The organism is Streptomyces sp. R28 (assembly GCF_041052385.1).
Taxonomy (GTDB): domain Bacteria; phylum Actinomycetota; class Actinomycetes; order Streptomycetales; family Streptomycetaceae; genus Streptomyces.
The window spans coordinates 2482947-2505177 of the sequence record NZ_CP163439.1 but is presented as its reverse complement, the minus strand read 5'-3'; the positions used below and the strand labels follow the sequence as shown (position 1 = coordinate 2505177).

At 71.8% G+C, this 22231-nt stretch carries 20 protein-coding genes and 1 riboswitch; of the genes, 13 read left to right on the top strand and 7 right to left on the bottom strand.

Going from position 1 to position 22231, the window contains the following annotated elements:
* Positions 1-63 precede the first annotated feature (63 nt).
* A riboswitch (cobalamin riboswitch) is annotated at positions 64-207 on the bottom strand.
* Positions 208-418: 211 nt separating this feature from the next.
* Positions 419-4837, top strand: a complete 4419-nt coding sequence (locus AB5J49_RS10975; RefSeq protein WP_369168366.1) for a trypsin-like peptidase domain-containing protein — start codon at positions 419-421, stop codon at positions 4835-4837.
* Between the two features lie 98 nt (positions 4838-4935).
* On the opposite strand, the gene AB5J49_RS10970 is transcribed toward AB5J49_RS10975, so the two are convergent.
* The 3 genes from AB5J49_RS10970 to AB5J49_RS10960 all read right to left on the bottom strand — a co-directional run bounded on the left by AB5J49_RS10970 (position 4936) and on the right by AB5J49_RS10960 (position 7376).
* Positions 4936-5157, bottom strand: a complete 222-nt coding sequence (locus AB5J49_RS10970) for a hypothetical protein (protein ID WP_062142391.1) — start codon at positions 5155-5157, stop codon at positions 4936-4938.
* A 43-nt stretch (positions 5158-5200) separates the two neighbouring features.
* Positions 5201-6439, bottom strand: a complete 1239-nt coding sequence (locus tag AB5J49_RS10965) for an anion permease (RefSeq protein ID WP_369168365.1) — start codon at positions 6437-6439, stop codon at positions 5201-5203.
* Between the two features lie 175 nt (positions 6440-6614).
* The gene (locus AB5J49_RS10960) at positions 6615-7376 is read right to left on the bottom strand and encodes a lysozyme (RefSeq protein WP_369168364.1); all 762 of its coding nucleotides are present in this window, start codon (positions 7374-7376) and stop codon (positions 6615-6617) included.
* 207 nt (positions 7377-7583) lie between these two features.
* Here AB5J49_RS10960 and AB5J49_RS10955 point away from each other — a divergent pair, with 207 nt between their 5' ends.
* The 3 genes from AB5J49_RS10955 (at position 7584) to AB5J49_RS10945 (ending at position 11483) form a co-directional block, all read left to right on the top strand.
* Positions 7584-8324, top strand: a complete 741-nt coding sequence (locus AB5J49_RS10955; RefSeq protein ID WP_369168363.1) for a class II aldolase/adducin family protein — start codon at positions 7584-7586, stop codon at positions 8322-8324.
* A gap of 139 nt (positions 8325-8463) precedes the next feature.
* Positions 8464-9591 (top strand): alpha/beta hydrolase, encoded by a 1128-nt coding sequence (locus AB5J49_RS10950; RefSeq protein WP_369168362.1) that lies wholly within the window; start codon positions 8464-8466, stop codon positions 9589-9591.
* A gap of 485 nt (positions 9592-10076) precedes the next feature.
* Positions 10077-11483, top strand: coding sequence for a hypothetical protein (locus tag AB5J49_RS10945; protein ID WP_369168361.1), 1407 nt, complete (start codon positions 10077-10079; stop codon positions 11481-11483).
* Positions 11484-11496: 13 nt separating this feature from the next.
* Here AB5J49_RS10945 and AB5J49_RS10940 read toward each other — a convergent pair whose 3' ends face one another.
* Positions 11497-11910 carry a VOC family protein gene (locus AB5J49_RS10940; RefSeq protein WP_369168360.1) on the bottom strand — a complete coding sequence of 138 codons (414 nt, stop codon included), beginning with the start codon at positions 11908-11910 and terminating at the stop codon, positions 11497-11499.
* Between the two features lie 679 nt (positions 11911-12589).
* Between AB5J49_RS10940 and AB5J49_RS10935 the strand changes: the two genes are divergently transcribed.
* From AB5J49_RS10935 to AB5J49_RS10920, 4 genes are all read left to right on the top strand, one after another.
* Positions 12590-13216, top strand: a complete 627-nt coding sequence (locus AB5J49_RS10935) for a hypothetical protein (protein WP_369168359.1) — start codon at positions 12590-12592, stop codon at positions 13214-13216.
* A gap of 92 nt (positions 13217-13308) precedes the next feature.
* The gene (locus AB5J49_RS10930) at positions 13309-14907 is read left to right on the top strand and encodes an ABC-F family ATP-binding cassette domain-containing protein (RefSeq protein ID WP_369168358.1); all 1599 of its coding nucleotides are present in this window, start codon (positions 13309-13311) and stop codon (positions 14905-14907) included.
* A 335-nt stretch (positions 14908-15242) separates the two neighbouring features.
* Positions 15243-15461, top strand: coding sequence for a helix-turn-helix domain-containing protein (locus AB5J49_RS10925; protein WP_019758351.1), 219 nt, complete (start codon positions 15243-15245; stop codon positions 15459-15461).
* A gap of 130 nt (positions 15462-15591) precedes the next feature.
* Positions 15592-16395 (top strand): enoyl-CoA hydratase/isomerase family protein, encoded by an 804-nt coding sequence (locus tag AB5J49_RS10920; RefSeq protein WP_369168357.1) that lies wholly within the window; start codon positions 15592-15594, stop codon positions 16393-16395.
* A 42-nt stretch (positions 16396-16437) separates the two neighbouring features.
* Here the strand turns inward: AB5J49_RS10920 and AB5J49_RS10915 are convergent, their stop codons facing one another.
* Complete coding sequence (locus tag AB5J49_RS10915; protein ID WP_369168356.1) at positions 16438-17157, bottom strand: nucleopolyhedrovirus P10 family protein; 720 nt, start codon at positions 17155-17157, stop codon at positions 16438-16440.
* Positions 17158-17243: 86 nt separating this feature from the next.
* Here AB5J49_RS10915 and AB5J49_RS10910 point away from each other — a divergent pair, with 86 nt between their 5' ends.
* From AB5J49_RS10910 to amaP, 5 genes are read left to right on the top strand one after another with little or no spacing between them, the layout of a single operon-like run.
* Positions 17244-17723, top strand: a complete 480-nt coding sequence (locus AB5J49_RS10910) for an Asp23/Gls24 family envelope stress response protein (RefSeq protein WP_369168355.1) — start codon at positions 17244-17246, stop codon at positions 17721-17723.
* Between the two features lie 58 nt (positions 17724-17781).
* Positions 17782-17982 (top strand): hypothetical protein, encoded by a 201-nt coding sequence (locus tag AB5J49_RS10905; protein ID WP_369168354.1) that lies wholly within the window; start codon positions 17782-17784, stop codon positions 17980-17982.
* Entirely contained in the window at positions 17979-18362 is a 384-nt protein-coding gene (locus AB5J49_RS10900; RefSeq protein WP_369168353.1) for an Asp23/Gls24 family envelope stress response protein, read from the top strand. Before AB5J49_RS10905 ends, AB5J49_RS10900 begins: the two co-directional genes overlap by 4 nt.
* Positions 18359-19039, top strand: coding sequence for a DUF6286 domain-containing protein (locus tag AB5J49_RS10895; protein WP_369168352.1), 681 nt, complete (start codon positions 18359-18361; stop codon positions 19037-19039). Before AB5J49_RS10900 ends, AB5J49_RS10895 begins: the two co-directional genes overlap by 4 nt.
* Positions 19036-19623: an alkaline shock response membrane anchor protein AmaP gene (amaP, locus tag AB5J49_RS10890; protein WP_369168350.1), complete on the top strand. Its 588-nt coding sequence runs from the start codon at positions 19036-19038 to the stop codon at positions 19621-19623. The genes AB5J49_RS10895 and amaP overlap by 4 nt, the downstream gene beginning before the upstream one ends.
* Positions 19624-19682: 59 nt before the next feature.
* On the opposite strand, the gene AB5J49_RS10885 is transcribed toward amaP, so the two are convergent.
* Entirely contained in the window at positions 19683-20438 is a 756-nt protein-coding gene (locus AB5J49_RS10885) for an SDR family oxidoreductase (protein ID WP_369168349.1), read from the bottom strand.
* A gap of 5 nt (positions 20439-20443) precedes the next feature.
* Entirely contained in the window at positions 20444-22231 is a 1788-nt protein-coding gene (locus tag AB5J49_RS10880; protein ID WP_369168347.1) for a glycoside hydrolase family 15 protein, read from the bottom strand.

The following is a 22231-nucleotide window of genomic DNA, read 5'->3' as shown; positions in this document are numbered from 1 at the left end:
GATACTGCATGTCGATCGGCAGGCGAGCATCGCGTTATGTCCTCACTCAGGGTGTCCACGCCCTGGTTCGACGAGACCGGCGGCGAGAGTTCCTGGCTCCCGGGGCTTTCTACCCCGGTGACAGTGGCGGGACCGCGCCGGACTTGCACCGGCTTCCTCTTCTGCCGCCGTACATGGCCCCGGAAGTCCACCACGGGGTTGGAAGGGGCGTCAACTTGCCGTTGACCTGCGAGGGGAGAGTGTGCAGAACCCCACACGAGTGACGCCGACTAGCACGCCGCCAGGGCCCGGAGGGCCGACTCGCAGTCAATTCCCCGTGGCGGGTGGCGTTCCGTGAAGCCGGTTGCCGCGGTGGGCGGCGGCACCTCCAATACGTCGTACGAAGTACTACGAGCCGGGGGGAACTCCACCAAACCGTATGACTATTGATGACACCGGTGTACCGGGAGAATCCGCACGTTTCCTGGAAGAGTTCGGCGCGACGGTGGTCCGGGTGTGCGCCGGCGACGGGCGGCCCGTCGGGACCGGGTTCCTGCTGGCGCCGGGCACGGTGGCCACCTGCGCCCATGTCGTCGCCGACGCGCTGTGCACCGACGCGGGATCGCCGACGCCGCCCGCGGCGCCGGTGACCGTGGAGTTCCCGCTGCGGCCGGGCGCGGTGAGGTACGAGGCGTCGGTGTCGGCCTGGCGGCCGGTGGCGGGCGACGGCACCGGGGACATCGCACTGCTGCGACTGCCGGAAGGGGCCCCTGCCGGCGCCGTCCCCGTCGCGTGCGCCGGCGACCTCTGGCACCACCGTTTCCGCGTCCTCGGCTTCCCCGCCAGCGCCGAACACGGCGCCTGGATCGGCGGACGGCTGCTCGGCGCGGTCGGCCAGGGCTGGATCTCGATGGAGACGGACGGCACGGCTCACCGCATCGCCCCCGGATGCAGCGGAGCACCGGTCTGGGACGAGGACATCGGCGCCGTCATCGGCATGACGGTCGCGACCGACCGCGGTGCCTCCGCGGTGACGTCGTATCTGATCCCGGCCGCCGCCCTCCTGGACCTCCAGCCGGGCCTGCGCCGCTGCCCCTACCAAGGGCTCGACGCCTTCCGCGAGGAGGACGCCGAGTACTTCTTCGGCCGTGAGGAAGAGACCCGGCGGCTCCTCGACGCGGTCGAGCGGCACTTGGTGGTGCCGGTCGTCGGCCCGTCCGGCAGCGGGAAGACCTCCTTGGTACGGGCGGGAGTCCTGCCCCGTCTGAGGGCCGAGGGGTTCACCGTTTGCGAGATCCGCCCTCTGCCGGGTACCCGGGCGTCGGTGACGGTGGCCCGGGCGGTGGTGGGAGTGCTGGAGGCAGCCGCAGCCGCTGGGCAGAGTGGGGACGCCTCTGCTGGGCTTGGTACTGCTTCCGGGACTTGGGGCGTGCCGGGCCCTCGCCCGGAGCCGGGCTCCACGTCTGCGTCCGGTTCAGTACCCCCGTCCGGTCCTGGCTCCGCGCCGCCGCACCCCGCGTCCGCCGCGCCCGGGCCCGCCCTGGCCGTCGTCGAGCACGAGCGCGCCGCGCTCGCCCTGGCCGATCTGCTGGACAGCGCCGACGGCACGACCCCCGCCGAACTCGGACGACGTCTGCTCGACCACTGCGGCCCTCGCGGCCACGTCTTCTTCCTCGACCAACTGGAGGAGACCGTCGCCGCCGAACCGGCCACCGCCCGCGCCCTGCTGGCCCTGATGGCCGCTCTGGTCGCGGTGCCGGCCGACGGACGGCGGCTGCGCGTCCTCGCCACTCTGCGCTCCTCCTGCCTGGACGACCTGGCCGACCCCGGCACCGCCCGCTTCCTCAGCGACTGTGCCCAAGTGGTCGCGCCGCTCGGCCGATCGGGCCTGCTGCGTGCCGTCGAGGCACCCGCCGCCCGTGTCCCCGGCCTCACCCTCGACATCGGCCTGGCCGAACGCATCGTCGACGACGCCGAGGACGAACCGGGCCAGCTGCCTCTGGTGGAGTTCGCCCTCACCGAACTCTGGGCGCACGAGAAGGGCATCCGGCTCACCCACTCCGGCTACGAGGCCCTGGGCGGTGTCGCCGGGGCCCTGTCCGCCCACGCCGAGCAGCGGGTCGGCGAGGTCATCGCCGCGCACGGCGAGGCCCCGGTCCGCCGCCTGTTCACCCAACTCGCCCGCCCCGACGACGCGGGCGGCTTCACCCGCAAGCCGGTACGCCTCGCGCCCCTGCCGCCCGCACTCCAGGCAGCCGCCGAGGCTCTGGCGACCCGAACCCGCTTCATCCGCATCACCCACGGCCCCGACGACGACCCCATCGTCGACCTCGCCCACGAGGAACTGGTCCGCGCCTGGGGCCCGCTGAAGAAGTGGCTGGACGATTCCCGTGACTTCCGGGCCTGGCAGGAACGGCTGTTGCAGGCGCTGGCGCACTGGAAGGAGACGGGAGGCGAGCCGGGCGCGCTGCTGCGCGGGACGATGCTGGCCACGTCGCTGGAGTGGCTCGGGGATCCGGATCGCCGCGAGGACATCACACCGGCGGAGCGTGACTATGTGCAGCTCAGCCGCCGGCATCAGCAACGGGGCCTGCGGCGGTGGCGGCTGGCGACGGCTGTGGTGGTCGTGCTGGCGCTGGTGGCGGGCTATCTGGCGGTCGAGACATGGCGCGGGGGACTGGCCCTGGAGGAACGTGTGCGGACCATCGCGTCCCGGCAGCTGACGGAGGACGCTGCCCGGCTGGCGGCGACCGATCCGGGGACGGCAGCGCGGCTGTCGGTGGCCGCGTGGCACAACGCACAGGGCAAGGAGGCCCGACAGGCGCTGCTTCAGACTTACCTCGGCGGCATGTCGGTGGTCTCCGGGCATGCGGGACATGGGTCCGAGCCCATCCAGAGCCTCGATGTCACCCCGGACGGCTCCACGGCGGTGACCACGTCCGCCGACCGGGACGGCGTCCCGCACGCCCGGGTGTGGACGGGCCTCGCCGACGGGCGGGCGAGCTGGTGGCAGGTGCCGGGTCTGACCGGCGCAGGAGCTCCCGAGCGCGCCGAGTTCAGCGATGACGGCGGGCTGCTGGCCATCGTGTCCGCCGACGGGTCGGTCCCCTGTTACGACGTACGCGCCCACCGACACCTGTGGACCGGACGGCAGCCGACGCTGGGGACCGGGCGCGTGCCCAAGACCATGGCGCTGGACTTCTCGGACAGCGGCCGGCTGCTGCTCCGCCTCGTCGCCGACCGTTTCGCCGCCGAGGGGACGGCGCACAGCTCCCAGACCCAGGTCTGGCAGAGCCGGACGGGCAAGGTGGTGCAGGTGTCGCGGAAGGGGGTACCGAGTGGGCCGGTGGCAGCCGATGCCGCGCTGGTCGGGGAGGGCCGGGACGTCGTCCATCTCGCCCGGCACGAGAGCCGGAGCGAAGCGCGGGTGCAGAACCTGGTGACCGGCCGGGGTCTGCGTACCGGCGCGGACGCCGAGTGGATCTCCCACCGGGGCGCGGGGGTCGTCGTGGACCGCGGCCATGGCCGGCACGCGCTGATCCGGTTGGCGGGCTCGCATGGCGCCGGGGGAAGGCCGTTTCTGGCGATTGAGCCGAGCGGTCCGGATCTCACCGGACGCTATGCGGTGGAGAGCGGCACCACACGGGTGACCCAGTACGAGGTGATCGACACGGGCACCGGCAGGCGTTACCGAGCACCGGGGCTGCCCTCGTCGCAAGAGGCCGAGGAGCAGCTCGTCGGTGTCCTTCCGGGCGAGGGGGACGGGGCGGCCCCGCGCATTCTGCTGGCAGCGGCCTCGGATCTGCTGATCCTGCGGACGCACGAGCAGCCCAGCATGCCGCTGCCCGACCCCGCGCCCGGCGCCGTTTCGTCAGACGCCACGTACATGAGAAGCCCGGACGGTGTGTACCGCGCTCAGACCGCGAGTTCCGACAACAGGTTCGAGGGGGCTCCGGAGAGACTGGTCGTGGCTCGCCGGGGTGCGGAGGACCAGGCGCGGACGGTGGTGGTGGAGGAGTTCAAGGACCGTGCGGAGGGCGGGTTCTTCACCACGGACGGCAGGCACTTGGTCCTGTGGGGCGAGGACAAGATCTCCTTCCGCGACCCGGACAGCCCGCGGGAGGCGCGGGTGCGGCCGTTCCCGGGCCTGGTCGACGCCGCTCCCCTCCAGGGCGGGGCCGTGGTGATCCTGACAACCCATCAACTGATCCGGTACGACTTCGCAGCGGACAGGTCCAGGGTCCTGGGCGTGGATCCCTGTGGCGCTCGGGGCCTGCCGTGCCGTGGGCTCGCGGTCCGTCCCGGACGCCGTGACGAAGTGGTGGTCGGCCACAGCAGCGCCAGCAGCGGCGAGCTGGTCATCTGGAACACGAGGACCGGCAGGGCGCGCCACACCGGCATCATGGTGACGGAGCCGGACGGGACCTACCTGAAGCTGGTGTTCGACCCGCGAGGCCGGACGGTCGCCACCTCGCTGGACGCCAGGACGATCCAGCGATGGGACGTGGAAACCGGCAAACGTGTCGGATCGGCCGTCGAGGCGGACGAAGCGACATCAGTGCGGCAGCTGGCCGACGACGGAACCCTGCTCAGCGACGAAGGGGGCGCGCTTCTGGCTCTGTGGCGGCCCGAGGATCAGGACGAGCCCTATGTCACGTTCCCGTTCACCGCTCTCCCGGAGGACCTGCGCCTGACGGCCGACCGTCTCACCTTCCGCCAGGGCAACGCCGAGCTGACCATCCCCCTGGACCCGGAGGCGTGGCACCAGACCCTCTGCCGTCACTGGACCCCGTACACCCCGCAGGAGCAGCTCATCCTCGACCGCGCCGGATCGGTGACGGACTCGCCGTGCCCCTAAAGCCTCAAACGCCGACCGGGCGGGTGCGGGGAACGTCGTCCCCGCACCCGCCCGGTGCGTGCCGTAGGTCAGAGCCCTGCGGGTCAGACCACTGCGGGTCAGGCCACGATCAGATAGATCCCGTACCCCACAGCCGCCGCACACGCCGCGAAGCACGCGTACGCGCCGGTGACCGCCAGGGCGGCCGAGCCGCCCTGGGCCGAGGCCTTCTCCTGGCGGGACAGGCCCGCGATGCCGAGGGTGAACAGGCCCACCAGGGCCACCGTGACCACGAGGCTGACGCCGAAGACGGAGCCGAGGGCCGCCCAGTCGATCTTCATGATTCTTCTTCCTGGGTAACTGGGGTGAGTAACCGGGTGGGGGTCAGACGGTGGTGGGCTGCGTAGGCGCCGGCTCGGAGGACGGGGCCGGGATCGTGGCCGCCAGCTCCTCGGTCGCCGTGCTGCCCGCGGGCGGCGGGGTCACGGCGGCCATCGCCGTGGTGACGACGCCGGCCGGCTCGTCGGTCTCGTTGACGTTCGTGTGGTCGATGACCTCGCGGCGGGAGATCTTCCAGATGGCGGCGCTGGAGGCGACCAGGAAGATCGCGACGAGGGCCGTACCCCAGGAGCCGAAGCCCGTCACGTACTCCGCGAGCGCGCCGACCAGGGCGGCCGCCGGGAGCGTGAGGCCCCAGGCGACGAACATCCGGGTGGCCGTCGACCAGCGCACCACGCCGCCCTTGCGGCCGAGGCCCGCGCCCATCACCGAGCCGGAGACGGAGTGCGTGGTGGAGAGGGAGAAGCCGAGGTGGGAGGAGGCCAGGATGACCGTCGCGGCGCTGGTCTGGGCGGCGAAGCCCTGCTGCGGCTGGAGGTCGGTCAGGCCCTTGCCCATGGTGCGGATGATGCGCCAGCCGCCGAGGTAGGTGCCGAGCGCGATGGCCAGGCCCGCGGAGAGGATGACCCACATCGGCGGGTCGGAGTCGGGGGCGAGGGTGCCGCCGGCGACCAGGGCGAGGGTGATGATGCCCATCGTCTTCTGCGCGTCGTTCGTGCCGTGGGCGAGGGAGACCAGGCCGGCGGAGGCTATCTGGCCGGCGCGGTAGCCCTTCTTGGAGGCGTTGCCGTCGGCCTTCTTGCCGAGGGTGTAGGTCAGGCGGGTGGCCAGCAGCGCGGCGATGCCCGCGACCAGCGGGGCGGCGATCGCCGGGATCAGCACCTTGGTGACGAGCGCGTCGCCGTGCACCGCGCCGACACCGGCCGAGGCGACGGTGGCGCCGATCAGGCCGCCCATGAGGGCGTGCGAGGAGCTGGAGGGCAGGCCGACCAGCCAGGTCAGCAGGTTCCAGAGGATCGCGCCGACCAACGCGGCGAAGATGACCTCGGGACGGATGCCGGTCTCGTCGACGAGACCCTTGGAGATCGTGTTGGCGACCTCCACGGAGAGGAAAGCGCCTACAAGGTTGAGCGCGGCGGACATGGCCACCGCGACCTTGGGCTTGAGGGCACCGGTCGAGATGGTCGTGGCCATCGCGTTGGCGGTGTCGTGGAAACCGTTCGTGAAATCGAACGCAAGTGCGGTTACCACCACAATCGCGAGGATCAGCGAGAAGTTTTCCATTTACCCAGGCAATCGTTCGAGGTCATTGGCTGGACGAACGTAGGTAACCTGAGTGAACGGAAGATGAACTGGGGCAGGCCGCACGGTGTCTGTAGGGGGGTGTTGTTCTGCCCGAAGCGGAGGTCCCCGCTCCGTCGGCCCCATTGGTCCACGCCCGGCCCAGGCGCCCCATGGGTCAGTGGCCTTGGGCGAACTTCCTCAGCTGGGTCATGGACCCGTTGAAGAGATTCTGGTCACCCGGCAGGCTGCCGCTGCCGCTGCCGCTGCCGTTGTCGTACTGCCAGAGGGTCCAGTACTGCCATCCGGCCGGCAGTGCCCCCGCGGTGGCGGAGTCGTAGCGGGCTATCCACAGTGCGTGATTCGAGGCGAAGGCGCGGCTGGCGCCGGTGCAGGTGTTCCACCAGTGCGTGGTGGTGTAGATCACCGGACGGCGGCCGGTCAGTCGCCGCATCTCGTTGCTGAAGGACTGGATCCAGGCGGCCATCTTCACCTTGCTCAGTCCGTAGCACTTGTGCTTGCCGTACGGGTTGTATTCGATGTCGAGCGCGGGCGGCAGAGTCCAGCCGTCCGGCTTCCAGTCGCCGCCGTTGCGCACGAAGTGCGCCGCCTGTGCCTGGCCCGACGACTTGTCCGGCAGTGCGAAGTGGTACGCGCCGCGCATCAGGCCCGCGCCGCGGGAGCCGTTGTACTGCTGGTTGAAGTACGGGTTGCGGTAGGTGTGGGACTCGGTCGCCTTGACGTAGACGAACCGGGCGCCCTTTGCCTTCGAGCTCTGCCAGTCGACGTTCTTCTGGTGGGACGAGACGTCATGTCCCTTGGGCTTGCCGGCCGCCGCGGCCGGAATCTCGGCGAGCGCGGTACTTCCAAGGGTGAGCGCCGCCAGGGATGCGGCTATGAGGCGGGAGCGGTGACGGAACGGTTTGCGATCACGGGCCATATTTCCCCCCGGAATGGCGACGTGCACGACAAATCTCCCAGAGATTACTGGTAGGTCATTGAATGCCGATCGATCTCCGGCCAAGCAGGGGAAGAGAGTGATGTATCCGCATATGCACCCTTCCGGACGCCGGTCTTCCGCCCTAAAGTGCCCCGGCTCGGTGGCGACTTGAGGCCGCGTCGCGGTCCCGGCTGGCAGGATCGCCGTATGGCTGAGGAGCGGCGGGAGCAGCGGGACCAGCGAGGTGTGCGGGATGCGCGGGAGGGCGCACAGGATGTGGGGGAGTCGTGGGGCAGGCGTGTGCGCCCCGAGGAGGCGGATGCCTGGGAGTCCCTCGTGGCGACGGCCCGCCGGACCGTGTCCGAGGGGCTGGTCGTCGGCACGTCCGGCAATGTCTCGGTACGCGTCGGCGACACGGTGCTGCTCACGCCTTCGGGAGTGCCGTACGACCGCCTGACGTCGCAGGACGTGACGGGGGTGGACCTCGACGGCCGTCAGGTACTGGGCTCGCTCGTGCCGACCAGCGAGCTGCCCATGCACCTCGCCGTCTACCGCGGCACGGACGCCGGCGCGATCGTCCACACCCACGCGGTCCACGCGACGGCCGTCTCGACCCTGGTGCCGGAGCTCCCGCTGATCCACTACATGGCGGGCGCCCTCGGCGGCCCCGTCCGGGTTGCCCCGTATGCGACGTACGGCACCCAGGAGTTGGCCGAGAACATGCTCCGGGCCCTCACCGACCGCACCGCCTGTCTCCTCCAGAACCACGGCACGATCGCCTACGGCACGACCCTGGACCAGGCCTACGACCGCACGGCCCAACTCGAGTGGATGTCCCGCCTGTGGCTCACGGCGTCCTCGGTGCCCGACCTGTCACCGACCCTGCTGTCGGAGAGGCAGGTGGCGGAGGCGGGGGAGCGGTTGCGGGGGTATGGGCAGCGGGGGTGAGGCGGGGAGCGGTTGAGGGGCGGCGGGGTGAGGTGCGGGCAGGGTCGGGCCGTTCCTGAACCCGCCGTTCCCGGACCGGACCTCACTCCGACCCGCCCTCCCACTGGCCGGTCCCCGTCTTCGCCCGGACACTGGATCCGTGCGCACTGTCAAAACGACGGCCGCTGCCGTCACCGTGGCTCTCGCCGCCGGCGCCGCGAGCGTCGCCGCCGGGCGGTTCGCCAGCGGCGCCGCGCTGAAGGCGCCCCCTGGCAGGCCCCTGCCCACCGAACCCAGGCTCACCGTGCACGCCACGGCAGCCGGCCAGATCGCGCTCACCCGCGACCTGGCCTCCCTGCGCCCCGGCACCTACGGCCTCTCCGGCGACGGCTCGCATGCGGTCGTCGGCCCCGTCCTCGCCGCGGCGAACCACTCCGCCGACACCGTCGTACGCCGCCTGGAACGCGTCACGCACGGCACCCTCCAGCCCGGCGACAGCGTCTGGCTCACCCCGAACGTCCACGTCGGCAACCCCAGCGCCGCCCTCGGCCTCGACCACGCCGACGTCGACATCCCCGGCGAACTCGGCGCCCTGCCCGCATGGTTCGTCCCCGGCGCCCGCGACACCTGGGTCATCGCGGTGCACGGCCTCGGCACCACCCGCGAACACGCCATGAACGTCATGAAGTTCCTCAACGGCCGCCACTTCCCGGTCCTCGCCCTCTCCTACCGGGGCGACCTCGGCGCACCCCGCCCTCCGGACGGCCTGAACCACCTCGGCGAGACCGAGTGGCGCGACCTGGACGCGGCGATGCGCTACGCCGTGCGGTACGGCGCCAAGCAGTTCGTCCTGCTCGGCTGGTCCACCGGCGCGACGATGGCGCTGCGCGCCGCCGCGCACTCGGGCCTGCGTGACCATGTCTCGGGCCTGGTCCTGGACTCCCCGGTGCTCAGCTGGGAAGCCACGCTGCGCGCCCTCGCCACGGCCCGGCACACGCCGAGCGCGCTGCTGCCGCTCGCGGTCCGCGCGGCACAGGGCCGCACCGGCCTGAACACCGACCGCGTCACCGGCGCCGGCGCCCCCGACCGCCTCACGGTGCCGACCCTGATCTTCCACGGCCCCGACGACAGGGTGGCCCCCTGGACCCTCTCCCGCCGCCTGGCCGACGCCCACCCCAACCTGGTGGCCCTCACCACCGTCAAGAACGCTCCCCACGCCGCCATGTGGAACGCCGACCCCGAGGCCTACGAAGAGTCCCTGCGCCGCTTCGTCACGCCGCTCATGTGACACTCGGGTGCCCTGTCGGCGCGCGTCCCCGCCCAGGCCACTCCGCCCAGACCACTCCGCCGCGGCCGCTTCCCCGGACGGCCGTCCGCTTCCACATCCGGCCGTCCGGTCATCGCCCGGTTTCCACCCGGCCGTCTCTTCTACGGCCGCCCCCTCCCCCCCCCGGACCTGCCGCGACGGCGCTCAACCCCGACGTACATGCTCGTCGGCGCCGAACCCGGCCGCGCGGCACCCCTAGCCCCCCGACGCCCCGCCCCCCCCCCCGGACGACTCCTCCCACAGCCGCTCCCAGCCTTGCTCCCACCTTCGCCGCCACCCTCAGCCCCCACCCCTCCCGTACCGGCCCCACAGATTCCGTTTAACCCCGTACCACTGGCCTGTTATCGGTCCTTCGCCGCCCGCAGGGCCCCGTGCGTTGGCCATCCCCGTCGCCCCTCGTGACATTCCGTTTGGGTTTTCGGACCGTCAACCGGAAGACTGCACCCGTGACGTCCCGTATCCCGCGCGACTCCAGGCTTCGACTCGTCCGCCCGCGACCCCTGGCCGCCGCCCCCAGAGCTGTGAACCAGCGGCGCCCACGCCGCGCCGCACCCCGCCCTCCGGAGGGCACACCGGCCCGGGCCGAGCTGGCCAGAATGGCTCGCTCCGGTCTGGCCACCGCGGCCCGCGTCGCCCACTGGGCCGACGCCGCGCTGCGCCCCGGCCGCTACGGCGCGAGCCCCGACGGCAAGGGCACCCTCTCCGACGAGACCGCCGAACGCGCGGCCCAGGACCTCGGCCTGACCGCCGCTCAGGTCCGCGCCGACTGGGACACCGCCCGCCTCGCGGGCCTCATCGAGGTGCACGGCGACAGCGCCCGCTCCGGCTGGCGGCTGCGCGCCTGGGACCGTGACGACAGCGCCGTACTGCGCGGCTGGGTAGCCCTCTTCGACGCCTGGTCGCTCGCGCACCCGGAACCTGAGCAGCACGAGCATGCCGCCGCCGTCGCCGATGTCGTCTCGGCCATGCCCCAGGTGCTCTCCTTCCTGCAGTTGTCCGCCGGACCGGTCCCGGTGGAGCAGCTTTTGGACCTGCTGGAGCAGCGGGTCACCGAACTGCGCACCGAGCGCTGCGAGATCCCCTACGGACCGCAGCCGGAGCCGGTCCCCGACGTGACCGCGGTGGAGGACACGCCCCTCGCCCCCCTCCTCGACTGGGCCCTGCACGCCCTCGCCTCCGTCGGCGCCCTGACCTACGGTGACGGCCAGGCCACGCTCACCCCGCTCGGCAACTGGGCGGTCTGGGTCAAGCTGGAGCAGATCTGCGTCGCCGCCCAGAGCCCCGCCGGGAACATCGAGCAGGCGGCCGAGGACATGCTCCGCGGCTGCGCCCAGCTCCGCCCGAACGCCGCCCGCGACGAATACCGCGCCTGGCTCGCCGCCCGGCCCGTCGGCAGCGCCGTCACCGAACTCCTCGACGCCGCCCGCGGTGAGGACGCCCTGCTGCGCGGCCTCGCCTTCGAGGCGCTGCGCGTCGTCGGCGCCCCCGCCGAGCCCGACGTACGCGCCGTCCACGACGAGCCGACCCTGCGGCCGTACGCCCTGCTGTGGCTCGCCGAGCACGACGGCATCGACCCCGAGGACGCCCACGAGGTGCTCACCCGGGAAGAGGCCACCTGGCTGTGGGTCGACACCGCCGCCGCCGTCGCCGACCACGGCGAGGCCCCGATGCTCGTACGGCACCTGGAGTCAGCGGTGCAGCCGACGGTGCCGATGCTCCTGGACGAGGTACGCGCCGTCGGTCACCCCCGCACCGTGCAGGTCCTGGTCGCGCTCGCCGCCGCGCACCCCGACCCCGCGCTCGCGAAGGCCGTACGCCGCGCCGCCTTCCAGGTGCACACCGGGGGGAGCTGAGCCGGACCGGCGCTCAGCCCGCTATCTCAGGGGCGTAGGTACCGAAGCTCCACACATTGCCCTCGACGTCCCGGGCCATGTAGTCCCGCGAGCCGTAGTCCTGGTCCGTCGGGGGCATCAGGATCTCCGCGCCGTGCTCCACGGCCCGTCGGTGGTGTGCGTCGACGTCGTCCACGACGACGTACACCCCGGTCGTGCCCGCGCCCTTCATCGCCTTGTCGAAGGCGCTGCCGGTGCCCTTCGAGCCGAGCATCACCGCGCCGTCGCCCTGCACCAGCTCGGCGTGTGCCACCGAGCCGTCCTCGCCCTCGTGCACCGCCAGCTCCGTGAAGCCGAAGGCCTCCGTGAGCTGCTTGATCGCCGCCTTCGCGTCCGCGTACAGCAGCGTCGGGAAGATGCTCGGACGTCCGCCCCTCGTGCCCGCCATGCCGATCACCCCTTCGTGATCAATCACCGTGATCCTTGCCGGCGATCGCCGGAATTCCGACCCGCAGCCAGTCTTGCAGCGACCACTGACAACGGCCCGCGAGCCGAGGCACCGGACCCGTTCCGAGGGCCGAACGGGCGAGAGCCCCCGACAACTCGCCGTGTCCCGACGGCATGCCCCCGCCCTCCGCCTCGGACCTGACTACGCTCTGCGCCTGATCCGCCGGAAGCGGACGTAGGGACGGGCCGAGGAGGCCCCGGGACGGGTTCCAAGGGGGCGTTGGTGGTCCTTCTGCCGACCGAGGGGCACAGCCCCGGAGGCCACGACGGGCCCGCCGGGCCCCGTGCGGCCACCGAACTCCCCGAGCCCCCACAGAGCCACATGACCCTCGAATCCACCGGCGTCCCGAGCACCGCCGAGCCCTCCGCACCCGAGCCCTCCGCACCCGCGCGCCCCGCACCCGAGGACCTTCCCGGCCCGATCCCGCCCGCCACCCCAACCACCACCTCGCCCCCCACCCCACCCGCCACCCCCGCGCCGCCCCTTCCGCATCCCCCGCCCCCTCCGCGCAGCCGCCCTGCTCCTCCTCCTCGCACCCCCGCTCCTCACCGCCGCCCACCACGCCCGCCCCACCCCCTACGGCGACCACTTCACGGTCCACGCGACCGTCCACGCGCGCGTGCGCCAAGCCACCGCCGCCACGACCCCACCGCAGCCGGCGGCGACGCACCTGCGCACACGCGGAGCGGCCATCGAGGCCTACGACGCCCGTACCGGCGAGACCCACTGGCGCTACACCCGCGAAGACCGGCGCCCGCGCATGTCACTCCCCGTACCCATGCGCCCCCGCGCGCGCGTGGACGTGATCACGCTCTGGGACGACGGCATGGTCACCGACACCGACGGCCGTTCCGTGCGCTGGCACCGTGCCCTGCCCGCGGCCGATGAGTGGCTGCCGGCCCAGGGCGGCACCGGCGTCCTGCGCCACCTGGGACGCGGCCTGCTCGCCGTGGTGACTCCGCGCCGCGTCTGGGCGTACCGCATCGCCGACGGCGATCTGCGCTGGGTGCTGCCCGCCCGTGAGGGCTGTGCGTTCGAGCCCGCACGTGCCGAACATCACGGTCGGGCGCTTCTCATCGCCCAGCCCTGCCCCCACGCGGCCTGGACCGCCCAGCTCATCGCCGTGGACGACCTGGGACGGATCGCCCCGCACCGCAGACCACTCGGCAATGAAGTCGTCCAAGACGGCGGCAGGCCCCGGCCCGAACACCTGAACCCAGAAAAAGTGGTTGCACGGCACCGTTAGACTTGGCCCATGGCCATTCTCCTCGCGCATTAGACGGCGGGAACGTCCTCAGCCGCCCATCCCGCCACCTATCCCCGCCCTGGAGTCTGTCCGTGATCTCCGCCTCCGGTATCGAGCTGCGCGCCGGTGCGCGCGTCCTCATCGAGTCCGCGACCTTCCGTGTCGCCAAGGGTGACCGCATCGGCCTCGTCGGCCGTAACGGCGCCGGCAAGACGACCCTCACCAAGTGCCTCGCCGGCGAGGGCATCCCCGCCGGCGGCAACATCACCCGCTCCGGTGAGGTCGGCTACCTCCCGCAGGACCCCCGCACCGGCGACCTCGACGTCCTCGCCCGCGACCGTGTTCTCTCCGCGCGCGGCCTGGACGTACTGATCCGCAAGATGCGAGAGAACGAGCAGCGCATCGCCAACGGCCAGGGCGCGACCCGCGAGAAGGCGCTGAGGCAGTACGAGCGCCAGGAGACGGAGTTCCTCACCAAGGGCGGGTACGCCGCCGAGGCCGAGGCCGCCACCATCGCCGCCGCGCTCAACCTGCCCGACCGGGTGCTCGGCCAGCCGCTGCACACGCTCTCCGGCGGTCAGCGCCGCCGTATCGAGCTCGCTCGCATCCTGTTCTCGGACGCCGACACCCTGCTGCTCGACGAGCCGACCAACCACCTCGACGCGGACTCGATCGTCTGGCTGCGCGACTACCTCAAGACCTACCGCGGCGGCTTCATCGTCATCTCCCACGACGTCGACCTGGTCGAGACGGTCGTCAACAAGGTGTTCTACCTGGACGCCAACCGCGCCCAGATCGACATCTACAACATGGGCTGGAAGCTCTACCAGCAGCAGCGCGAGGCCGACGAGAAGCGCCGCAAGCGCGAGCGGCAGAACGCCGAGAAGAAGGCCGCCGCGCTGCACTCGCAGGCGGACAAGATGCGGGCGAAGGCCACCAAGACCGTCGCCGCGCAGAACATGGCGAAGCGGGCCGACCGGCTGCTCGCCGGCCTCGACGCGGTCCGCGTCTCCGACAAGGTCGCCAAGCTCCGCTTCCCGGAGCCCGCGTCCTGCGGCAAGACCCCGCTGACGGCCGAGGGCCTGTCGAAGTCGTACGGCTCGCTGGAGATCTTCACCGACGTCGACCTGGCCATCGACAAGGGCTCCAGGGTCGTCATCCTCGGCCTCAACGGCGCCGGCAAGACCACCCTGCTGCGCCTGCTGGCGGGCGCCGAGCAGCCCGACACCGGCGCCGTCGTCCCCGGCCACGGGCTCAAGATCGGCTACTACGCCCAGGAGCACGAGACCCTGGACGCCGACCGCACCGTCCTGGAGAACATGCGCTCCGCGGCCCCCGACATGGACCTCGTCGAGGTCCGCAAGGTGCTCGGCTCGTTCCTGTTCTCCGGCGACGACGTCGACAAGCCGGCCGGTGTCCTCTCCGGCGGTGAGAAGACCCGCCTCGCCCTGGCGACCCTGGTCGTCTCCTCGGCGAACGTCCTGCTCCTCGACGAGCCCACCAACAACCTCGACCCGGCCAGCCGCGAGGAGATCCTCGGCGCGCTGCGCACGTACAAGGGCGCGGTCGTGCTCGTCACCCACGACGAGGGCGCCGTGGAGGCGCTCCAGCCCGAGCGGATCATTCTGCTGCCGGACGGCGTCGAGGACCTGTGGGGCGCCGACTACGCGGATCTCGTCGCCCTGGCTTGATCGAATGCGTGATCAACGGCGTATGGATCATTCGGCCTATCGGTGATCCATCATCTGTGTGAGATCTCCTCGTACCGAGGTGTGTACTACATCGATTTCACGGCCGAGTCCTCTATCGACAAGGGCTCGGCCGTCGCACGTCTCTGACCTGGCACTTCGCGAAAGAACCCGTTCGGCCGTACGGACAATTCGCTGCGGAATTACAGATTCCGCATGTGGGGATGCACTCCTGTCGTCAAAACCATGTCTCACGGACCTTGCCGAATGGGTGGCCATGAAGCCCCGGAGGGGTGATCATGAGGAGACCAGAGCGCACTTCCCATGAGGAGGCACGGGTGGCCGAGACTCTGAAGAAGGGCAGCCGGGTAACCGGCGCCGCGCGCGACAAGCTCGCGGCAGACCTGAAGAAGAAGTACGACTCCGGTGCAAGCATTCGGGCACTGGCCGAGGAAACCGGCCGCTCGTATGGCTTCGTGCACCGGATGCTCAGCGAGTCGGGCGTCACGCTTCGTGGGCGTGGCGGTGCGACACGAGGCAAGAAGGCCGCCGGCTGAGACGGGCGGCCCATCGGCTTCGATGGTGGCCACCCGGTCGGTCGGCTGATCGGCCGGGTGGTTACTGTGCAGTCACTTAGGGGGTGCCCTCCGGGCATCCCGTGATGACCGCACTCATCGGAGGCACCCCATGGCTTCGCCCGACCAGGAACTCGTTCCCCTGCTCGACAAGAACGGCGTACGGCTCACCGTGGACGGCGCGATCGCCACGGTGACGCTGAACAACCCGGCCAAGCGCAACGCACAGAGCCCCGCCATGTGGCGGACGCTCGCCGAGGCCGGGCAGTTGGTGCCGGGCAGCGTGCGTGTCGTCGTGCTGCGCGGTGAGGGCAAGTCCTTCTCCGCGGGGCTCGACCGGCAGATGTTCACGCCCGAGGGGATCGAGGGCGAGCCTTCGTTCATCGAGCTCGCGCGCAGCAGCGACGCCCAACTGGACGCTGCCATCGCCGAGTTCCAGGACGGCTTCACCTGGTGGCGGCGCAACGACATCGTGTCCATCGCCGCCGTGCAGGGCCATGCCATCGGGGCGGGCTTCCAGCTCGCGCTCGCCTGTGACGTGCGCGTCGTCGCCGACGACGTGCAGTTCGCCATGCGTGAGACCAGCCTCGGGCTGGTGCCGGACCTGACGGGTACGCATCCGCTGGTCGGGCTGGTCGGATACGGCCGTGCGCTGGAGATCTGTGTCACCGGCCGCTCCGTGCTGGCCGAGGAGGCCGTGAGCAGCGGGCTGGCCAACCTCGCGGTGCCCGCCGAGCAGCTCGACGACGCCGTACGGGATCTGGCGGGGGCGATCGCCGCCGCGCCGCGGGATGCCGTGATCGAGACCAAGGCGCTGATTCGTGGTGCCGTGGATCGGACGTACGACGAGCAGCGCGGCGCCGAGCGCGCAGCGCAGGCGCGGCGGCTGCGGGACCTGGCCGGCCTCGGCGAATGAGCCGTAGGCAGGCGAATAAGCCGTAGGGGTGGCGAGCGCGGGTCAGCCGACCGCGGTCACCAGGACCGCCACCGTCGGGTGGTCCGGCAGCGCGTTCCCCACCCTCTTGCGGACCTCCCGGGCCACCTCCACGGCCCGGTGGTCCGCGCGCACCGCGATCTCCACGCGCGCGTGCCGGCGCGGCAGGGCGGCCTCGTCCTGCCGCTCCTCGATGTGCACCGCACGGCCCACCCCGCCCAGGGCGCCCGTCAGCCGGCTCACGCCCGGTACCGCCGAGGCCACGGCGGCGATGCGCTCCTCGTCCGGGTTCTGGGGCTCCGCCGCCTGCACCGGCTCGGGCTGCCGTACGGGCGCGGCTTTAGCGTCCTCGTCGAGCAGGGCCGTCACGCGTAGGTCCACCTCGGTCACCGTCAGACCGAGACGGTCCGTCGCCGCCGCGGTCAGTAGCCCGCGTAGTTGTTCCGCCGTCGTCGGCAACGGCTCGGTCGCCGTCGCCGAGAAGTCCGCCGTCACCCGGAGCGGGCCCGGCGGCAGGGCGCTCGGCGGCGGCGGTACGGCCGCCTCGTCGGCGTCGTCCGGGTCGACGAGCGCGATCCGGAGTGCGTCCAGCCGTACCCCGCGCATGTCCTCGGCCGCGCGCCGCAGCACCGCCTCGGCCGCCCTCTCGGTGATCCACGCGCCGTCATGCGAGCCGCCCAGGGGCAGGAGTCTGCCGAGGCCGAGCTGTCGTTTCACTGCCTGCGTCCACTGGTCCGCCGTCATTCCTCCAGCCTGCCGCATCCACGGCGCGTAATGGCGTAACCGTGATTAACGTGGTCAAGAGAGACAACCGAAAAGGACCTACGGCCATGACTGAGATGACGGAACAGAACCGGGGGACGGAGGGCGAGGCCCTCAGTACACGAAAGACCCAGGCGCCCGGGCGCGGCGGGGGCGACCCCGGCGCCCGGGGCCGGACGACCATCGCGGACGGCGTCGTGGAGAAGATCGCCGGGATGGCCGCACGCGATGTGGACGGCGTGCACGCCATGGGCAGCGGACTGTCGCGGACCTTCGGGGCCGTGCGCGACCGGGTGCCGGGCGGCGGAACCAAGTCGGTGACACGGGGCGTGAAGGCCGAGGTCGGCGAGGTGCAGGCCGCGCTCGACCTGGAGATCGTCGTCGAGTACGGGGTGTCGATCGCCGACGTGGCACGGGACGTGCGCGAGAACGTGATCAGCGCCGTCGAGCGGATGACCGGCCTCGAAGTCGTCGAGGTCAACATCGCGGTGAGCGATGTGAAGCTTCCGGAGGAAGAGGAAGAGGAACCGGAGCGCCGGATCCAGTGAGGCGCAGGCGACCGACAACCCAGCGGCCGGGCGCTGCTGAGGAACTGAGGAGCGCACCATGAGCATGGCCGTGGTCGGCATGATCGCCGGCGTGGCATTGGGCTTCGCCGGGTACTTCGGCGGATTCGGCGCCTTCCTGCTGGTGGCGGCCCTGGGCGCCGTCGGTTTTGTCGTCGGGCGGTTCCTGGAAGGGGAGTACGAGCTCGGTGACTTCTTCCGGCGCCGTGACGAACGGCGCCGTGACGAACGGCGGCGGTGAGACCGGTGAGCGCGGAGGCCGGTGAGCTCGGCACACCCCTTCCCGTCGTCCCACCGGGCGAGCGCGGGGCGACCCGGATCGCCGACCGGGTCGTCGCGAAGATCGCCTCGCAGGCCGCACGCGAGGCCGTGGGGGCGCCGGCCAAGGACGCCGCCCGGCCGTACGCCGATGTCCTCCTCGCCCACGACACCGCCCGCGTCCGCGTCCACCTCGAACTCGACTACCCCACCGACATCGGTGCCCGATGCGCGGCCGTGCGTCGGCATGTCGTGGAACGGGTAGGCGCGTTGGTGGGCATGGAGGTGCCGGAGGTCGCCGTGCACGTGGAGCGGCTGCACCCGGCGCCCGGGCAGGGCGCGGCACGCGGGAGGACGCGATGAGCGAGTCCCAGGGCTCCGAGGGCACCACACAACGACTGCCGGTCATCGAGAAGGAGACCGGACCCGACCCGCTCGACCAGTCGGCTTCGGCAGCGGCATACGAGCCGCCGCCCCCGGTCGACGACAAGGGCGGCGGCGAGCGCCGCTTCTGGTCGGTACGCAGGATCCCGGCCGCGATTCTGGCGCTCCTGCTCTTCCTCACGGCCGGCATCTTCCTGTACGACGTCGCCGCCGTGCGCGCCGACCGGCCCGCCATGCGCTGGCGCCGGGGACTGGTCCACCAGCTCGCCGAACGCCCCCTCGACGACATCTGGGTGCTGGTCGGCGCGGGCGTCGCCGCGGTCCTCGGGCTGTGGCTGCTGATCCTGGCCGTCACGCCCGGCCTGCGCTCGGTCCTGCCGATGCGGCGCACCCACGCCGACGTCCGTGCCGGGCTCCACCGCGACCTGGCCGCCCTCGTCCTGCGCGACCGGGCCATGGAGGTCGCCGGGGTCCAGTCCGTACGGGTACGGATGCGCCGGGCCAAGGCCGATGTCCGCGCGGTCTCGCACTTCCGCGAACTGGACGACGTACGCGCCGACCTGGACGCCACGCTCGCCGACGCGATCAGAGGCCTGGGGCTGGCCCGGCCGCCCTCGCTGTCGGTGCGTGTGCGGCGGCACGGACGGAAGGGGTGAGGGCCGTGCTCAGGGTGGTCAACCGGGTGCTGATCGGGCTCGTCGGGCTGGTGCTGCTCGTGATCGGCGGCTCCGTACTGGCCGTGGGGCTCGGGCTGGACCCCCCGTCCTGGTGGATCCACGACAGCCGGCACGACGTACTGCTCAGCGACGCCGAGCGGACGCGCTGGCGGGACGACGGCTGGTGGTGGCCGACCGTGATCGCCGTGCTGGCCGTCGTGGTCCTGCTCGCCCTGTGGTGGCTGGTCTCGGTCCTGCGCCGGCGCCGTCTCGCGGAGGTCCTGGTCGACACCGGCGACGGCGAAGGCGCCCTGCTGCGGGGACGGGCCCTGGAGGGCGTACTGGAAGGCGAGGCGGCGGGGTTGGAGGGCGTCCAACGCGCCCACGTCCACCTGACGGGCAGGCGCAGCACCCCCGAGACCCGGGTGCGCCTCCTGCTGGAACCGCACGTGGACCCGGGCACCGCCCTGGACGACCTCACCGCACAGGCCCTGACCCACGCCCGCAATTCAGCGGGCCTCGCGGCACTGCCGACAGAGGTCCGCTTCAAGGGCGTCAAACACCGTGCGGAAAGGGTCAGTTAGTTTGAACGCAGGCTGCCAGAACCCGTGCTGCCAAAACGGTGCTGCCAGAACCCCTGCTGTCAGAACCCGTGCCGCATCCCGCCGTCCACCGGCAACATGATCCCCGTCAGATAGGACGCGGCCGGGGACAACAAGAACGCCGCCGCACGCCCGAACTCCTCCGGCGTCCCATACCGCCGCAACGGAATCCGCGACTCGTTGGCGGCCCGAGTGGCCTCAGGGTCCGCCGACATGCCGTCCAGCTCGCGCACGCGATCCGTGTCGATCCGAGACGGCAGCAGCCCCACGACCCGAATTCCCCGCGGCCCCAGTTCGTCCGCGAGGGACTTGGCGAACCCGGCCAGCCCGGGCCGCAGCCCATTCGAAATGGTCAGCCCCGGAATCGGCTCGTGCACCGAGCCCGACAGCACGAACCCGATGACCCCGCCCTCGTCCAGGTCCGCCGCTGCCGCCCGCGCCAGCCGGACCGCCCCCAGAAACACCGACTCGAACGCGGCCTGCCACTGCTCGTCCGTGTTGTCGGAGACGAACCCGGCCGGCGGTCCACCGACACTCACGAGGATGCCGTCAAAGGCCCCGAACGTGTCCCGCGCGGCAGCGATCAACCGTGCGGCCGCCTCCGGATCGGCGTTCTCGACGGCCAGCCCGAGGGCGTTCGGCCCCAGCTCGGCCGCCGCGGCGGCGACCCGCTTCTCGTCCCTGCCGGTCAGGACGACCTTCGCCCCGTCGGCCACGAGCTCACGCGCCGCCGCGTTGCCCAGTCCACGGGTGGCCCCCGTGACGACGTACACCCGGTCCTTCAGTCCAAGATCCATGGTTCCTATCCTGCCCCGTCGCCCCCGAACAGGGCGAGGGCGGTGTTCACCAGGCCGATGTGACTGAAGGCCTGTGGGAAGTTGCCGAGCTGGCGGTCGGTCACCGGGTCGTACTCCTCGGACAGCAGGCCCACGTCGTTGGCGAGCCCCGCCAGCCGGTCGAACAACTCGCGTGCCTCCTGCGTACGACCCGTCATGTGCAGGGCCTGCGCCAGCCAGAACGAGCAGGCCAGGAACGTGCCCTCGCTGCCCGGCAGCCCGTCGACGGTCGTCCCGTCGGTGCTGTAGCGGCGCAGCAGGCCGTGATGACTGAGCTCGGCGCGGATCGCGTCGATGGTGCCGATGACACGCGGGTCGTCCGGCGGCAGGAAGCCCACGCGCGGGATGAGCAGCAGCGCGGCGTCGAGTTCGCGGGAGCCGTAGGACTGCGTGAAGGTGTTCCGCTCGGCGTCGTAGCCCTTCTCGCACACCTCGCGGTGCACCTCGTCGCGCAGCTCGCGCCAGCCGTCGAGGTCGCCCTTCAGCTTCGGGTTCTTCTCCAGGGTGCGCACGGCCCGGTCCGCGGCAACCCACACCATCACCTTCGAGTGCACGAAGTGGCGGCGACCGCCGCGCACCTCCCACAGCCCCTCGTCCGGCTGCCGCCACTCCGCGCGCAGCCAGTCGACGAGGGCCGCCTGGATCGCCCACATGTGCGGCTCGGTGGGCAGTCCGGCGTCCCGGGCCAGCGCCAGCGAGTCCATGACCTCGCCGTACACGTCCAACTGCAGTTGTTCCACAGCCTGGTTGCCGACGCGTACGGGGGCGGAGCCGGCGAATCCGGACAGCCACGGCACCTCGAACTCGGGCAGCCGCCGCTCACCCGCCAGGCCGTACATGATCTGCAGGTCGGCCGGGTCGCCCGCGACCGCGCGCAGCAGCCAGTCACGCCAGGCCTCGGCTTCCTCCCGATAGCCCGCCGACAGGCCCACGTTGAGGGTGAGGGTGGAGTCGCGCAGCCAGCAGTAGCGGTAGTCCCAGTTGCGCACACCCCCCAACTCCTCGGGGAGCGAGGTGGTGGGGGCGGCGACGATGCCGCCCGTCGGCCGGTAGGTGAGGGCCTTGAGGGTGATCAGGGAGCGGACGACGGCGTCGCGGTACGGGCCGTCGTAGCGGCACTGCCCCACCCACTTTCGCCAGTCCCGGACGCTGGCGTGCAACGCCTTGTACGGGTCGACGAGCGGCGGGCGCGGCTCGTGCGAGGGGTGCCAGGTGAGGACGAACGCGACCTTCTCGCCCTTCTCGACCGTGAACTCCGAGTGCGTACCGAAGTCCTTGCCCCAGGTGTGCACGTGGGGTTCGCTGCGCAGCCACACCGAGTCGGGGCCGGCGACGGCCACCCGGTGCCCGTCGGTCTTGCGCACCCAGGGGACGACCGAGCCGTAGTCGAACCGGATCCGCAGGGTGCTGCGCACGGTGACGCGGCCTTCGAGGCCCTCCACGATGCGCACGAGGTCGGGGGCGCGGTCGCGTTGGGGCATCAGGTCCGTGACGCGGATCTTGCCCTCGTCGGTCTCCCACTCGGTGTCGAGCACCAGGGTGTCGCGGCGGTAGGCGCGGCGGGTGCAGGGGCCCTTCACGTGTTTGGGGGCGATGCGCCAGTGGCCGTTGTCGCTGTTGCCGAGGAGTCTGGCGAAGCAGGCTCCCGAGTCGAAGCGGGGCAGACAGAGCCAGTCGACGGAGCCGTCCCTGCTGATCAGAGCGGCCGTCTGTTCGTCGCCGATGAGGGCGTAGTCCTCGATGCGCTGGTGCAC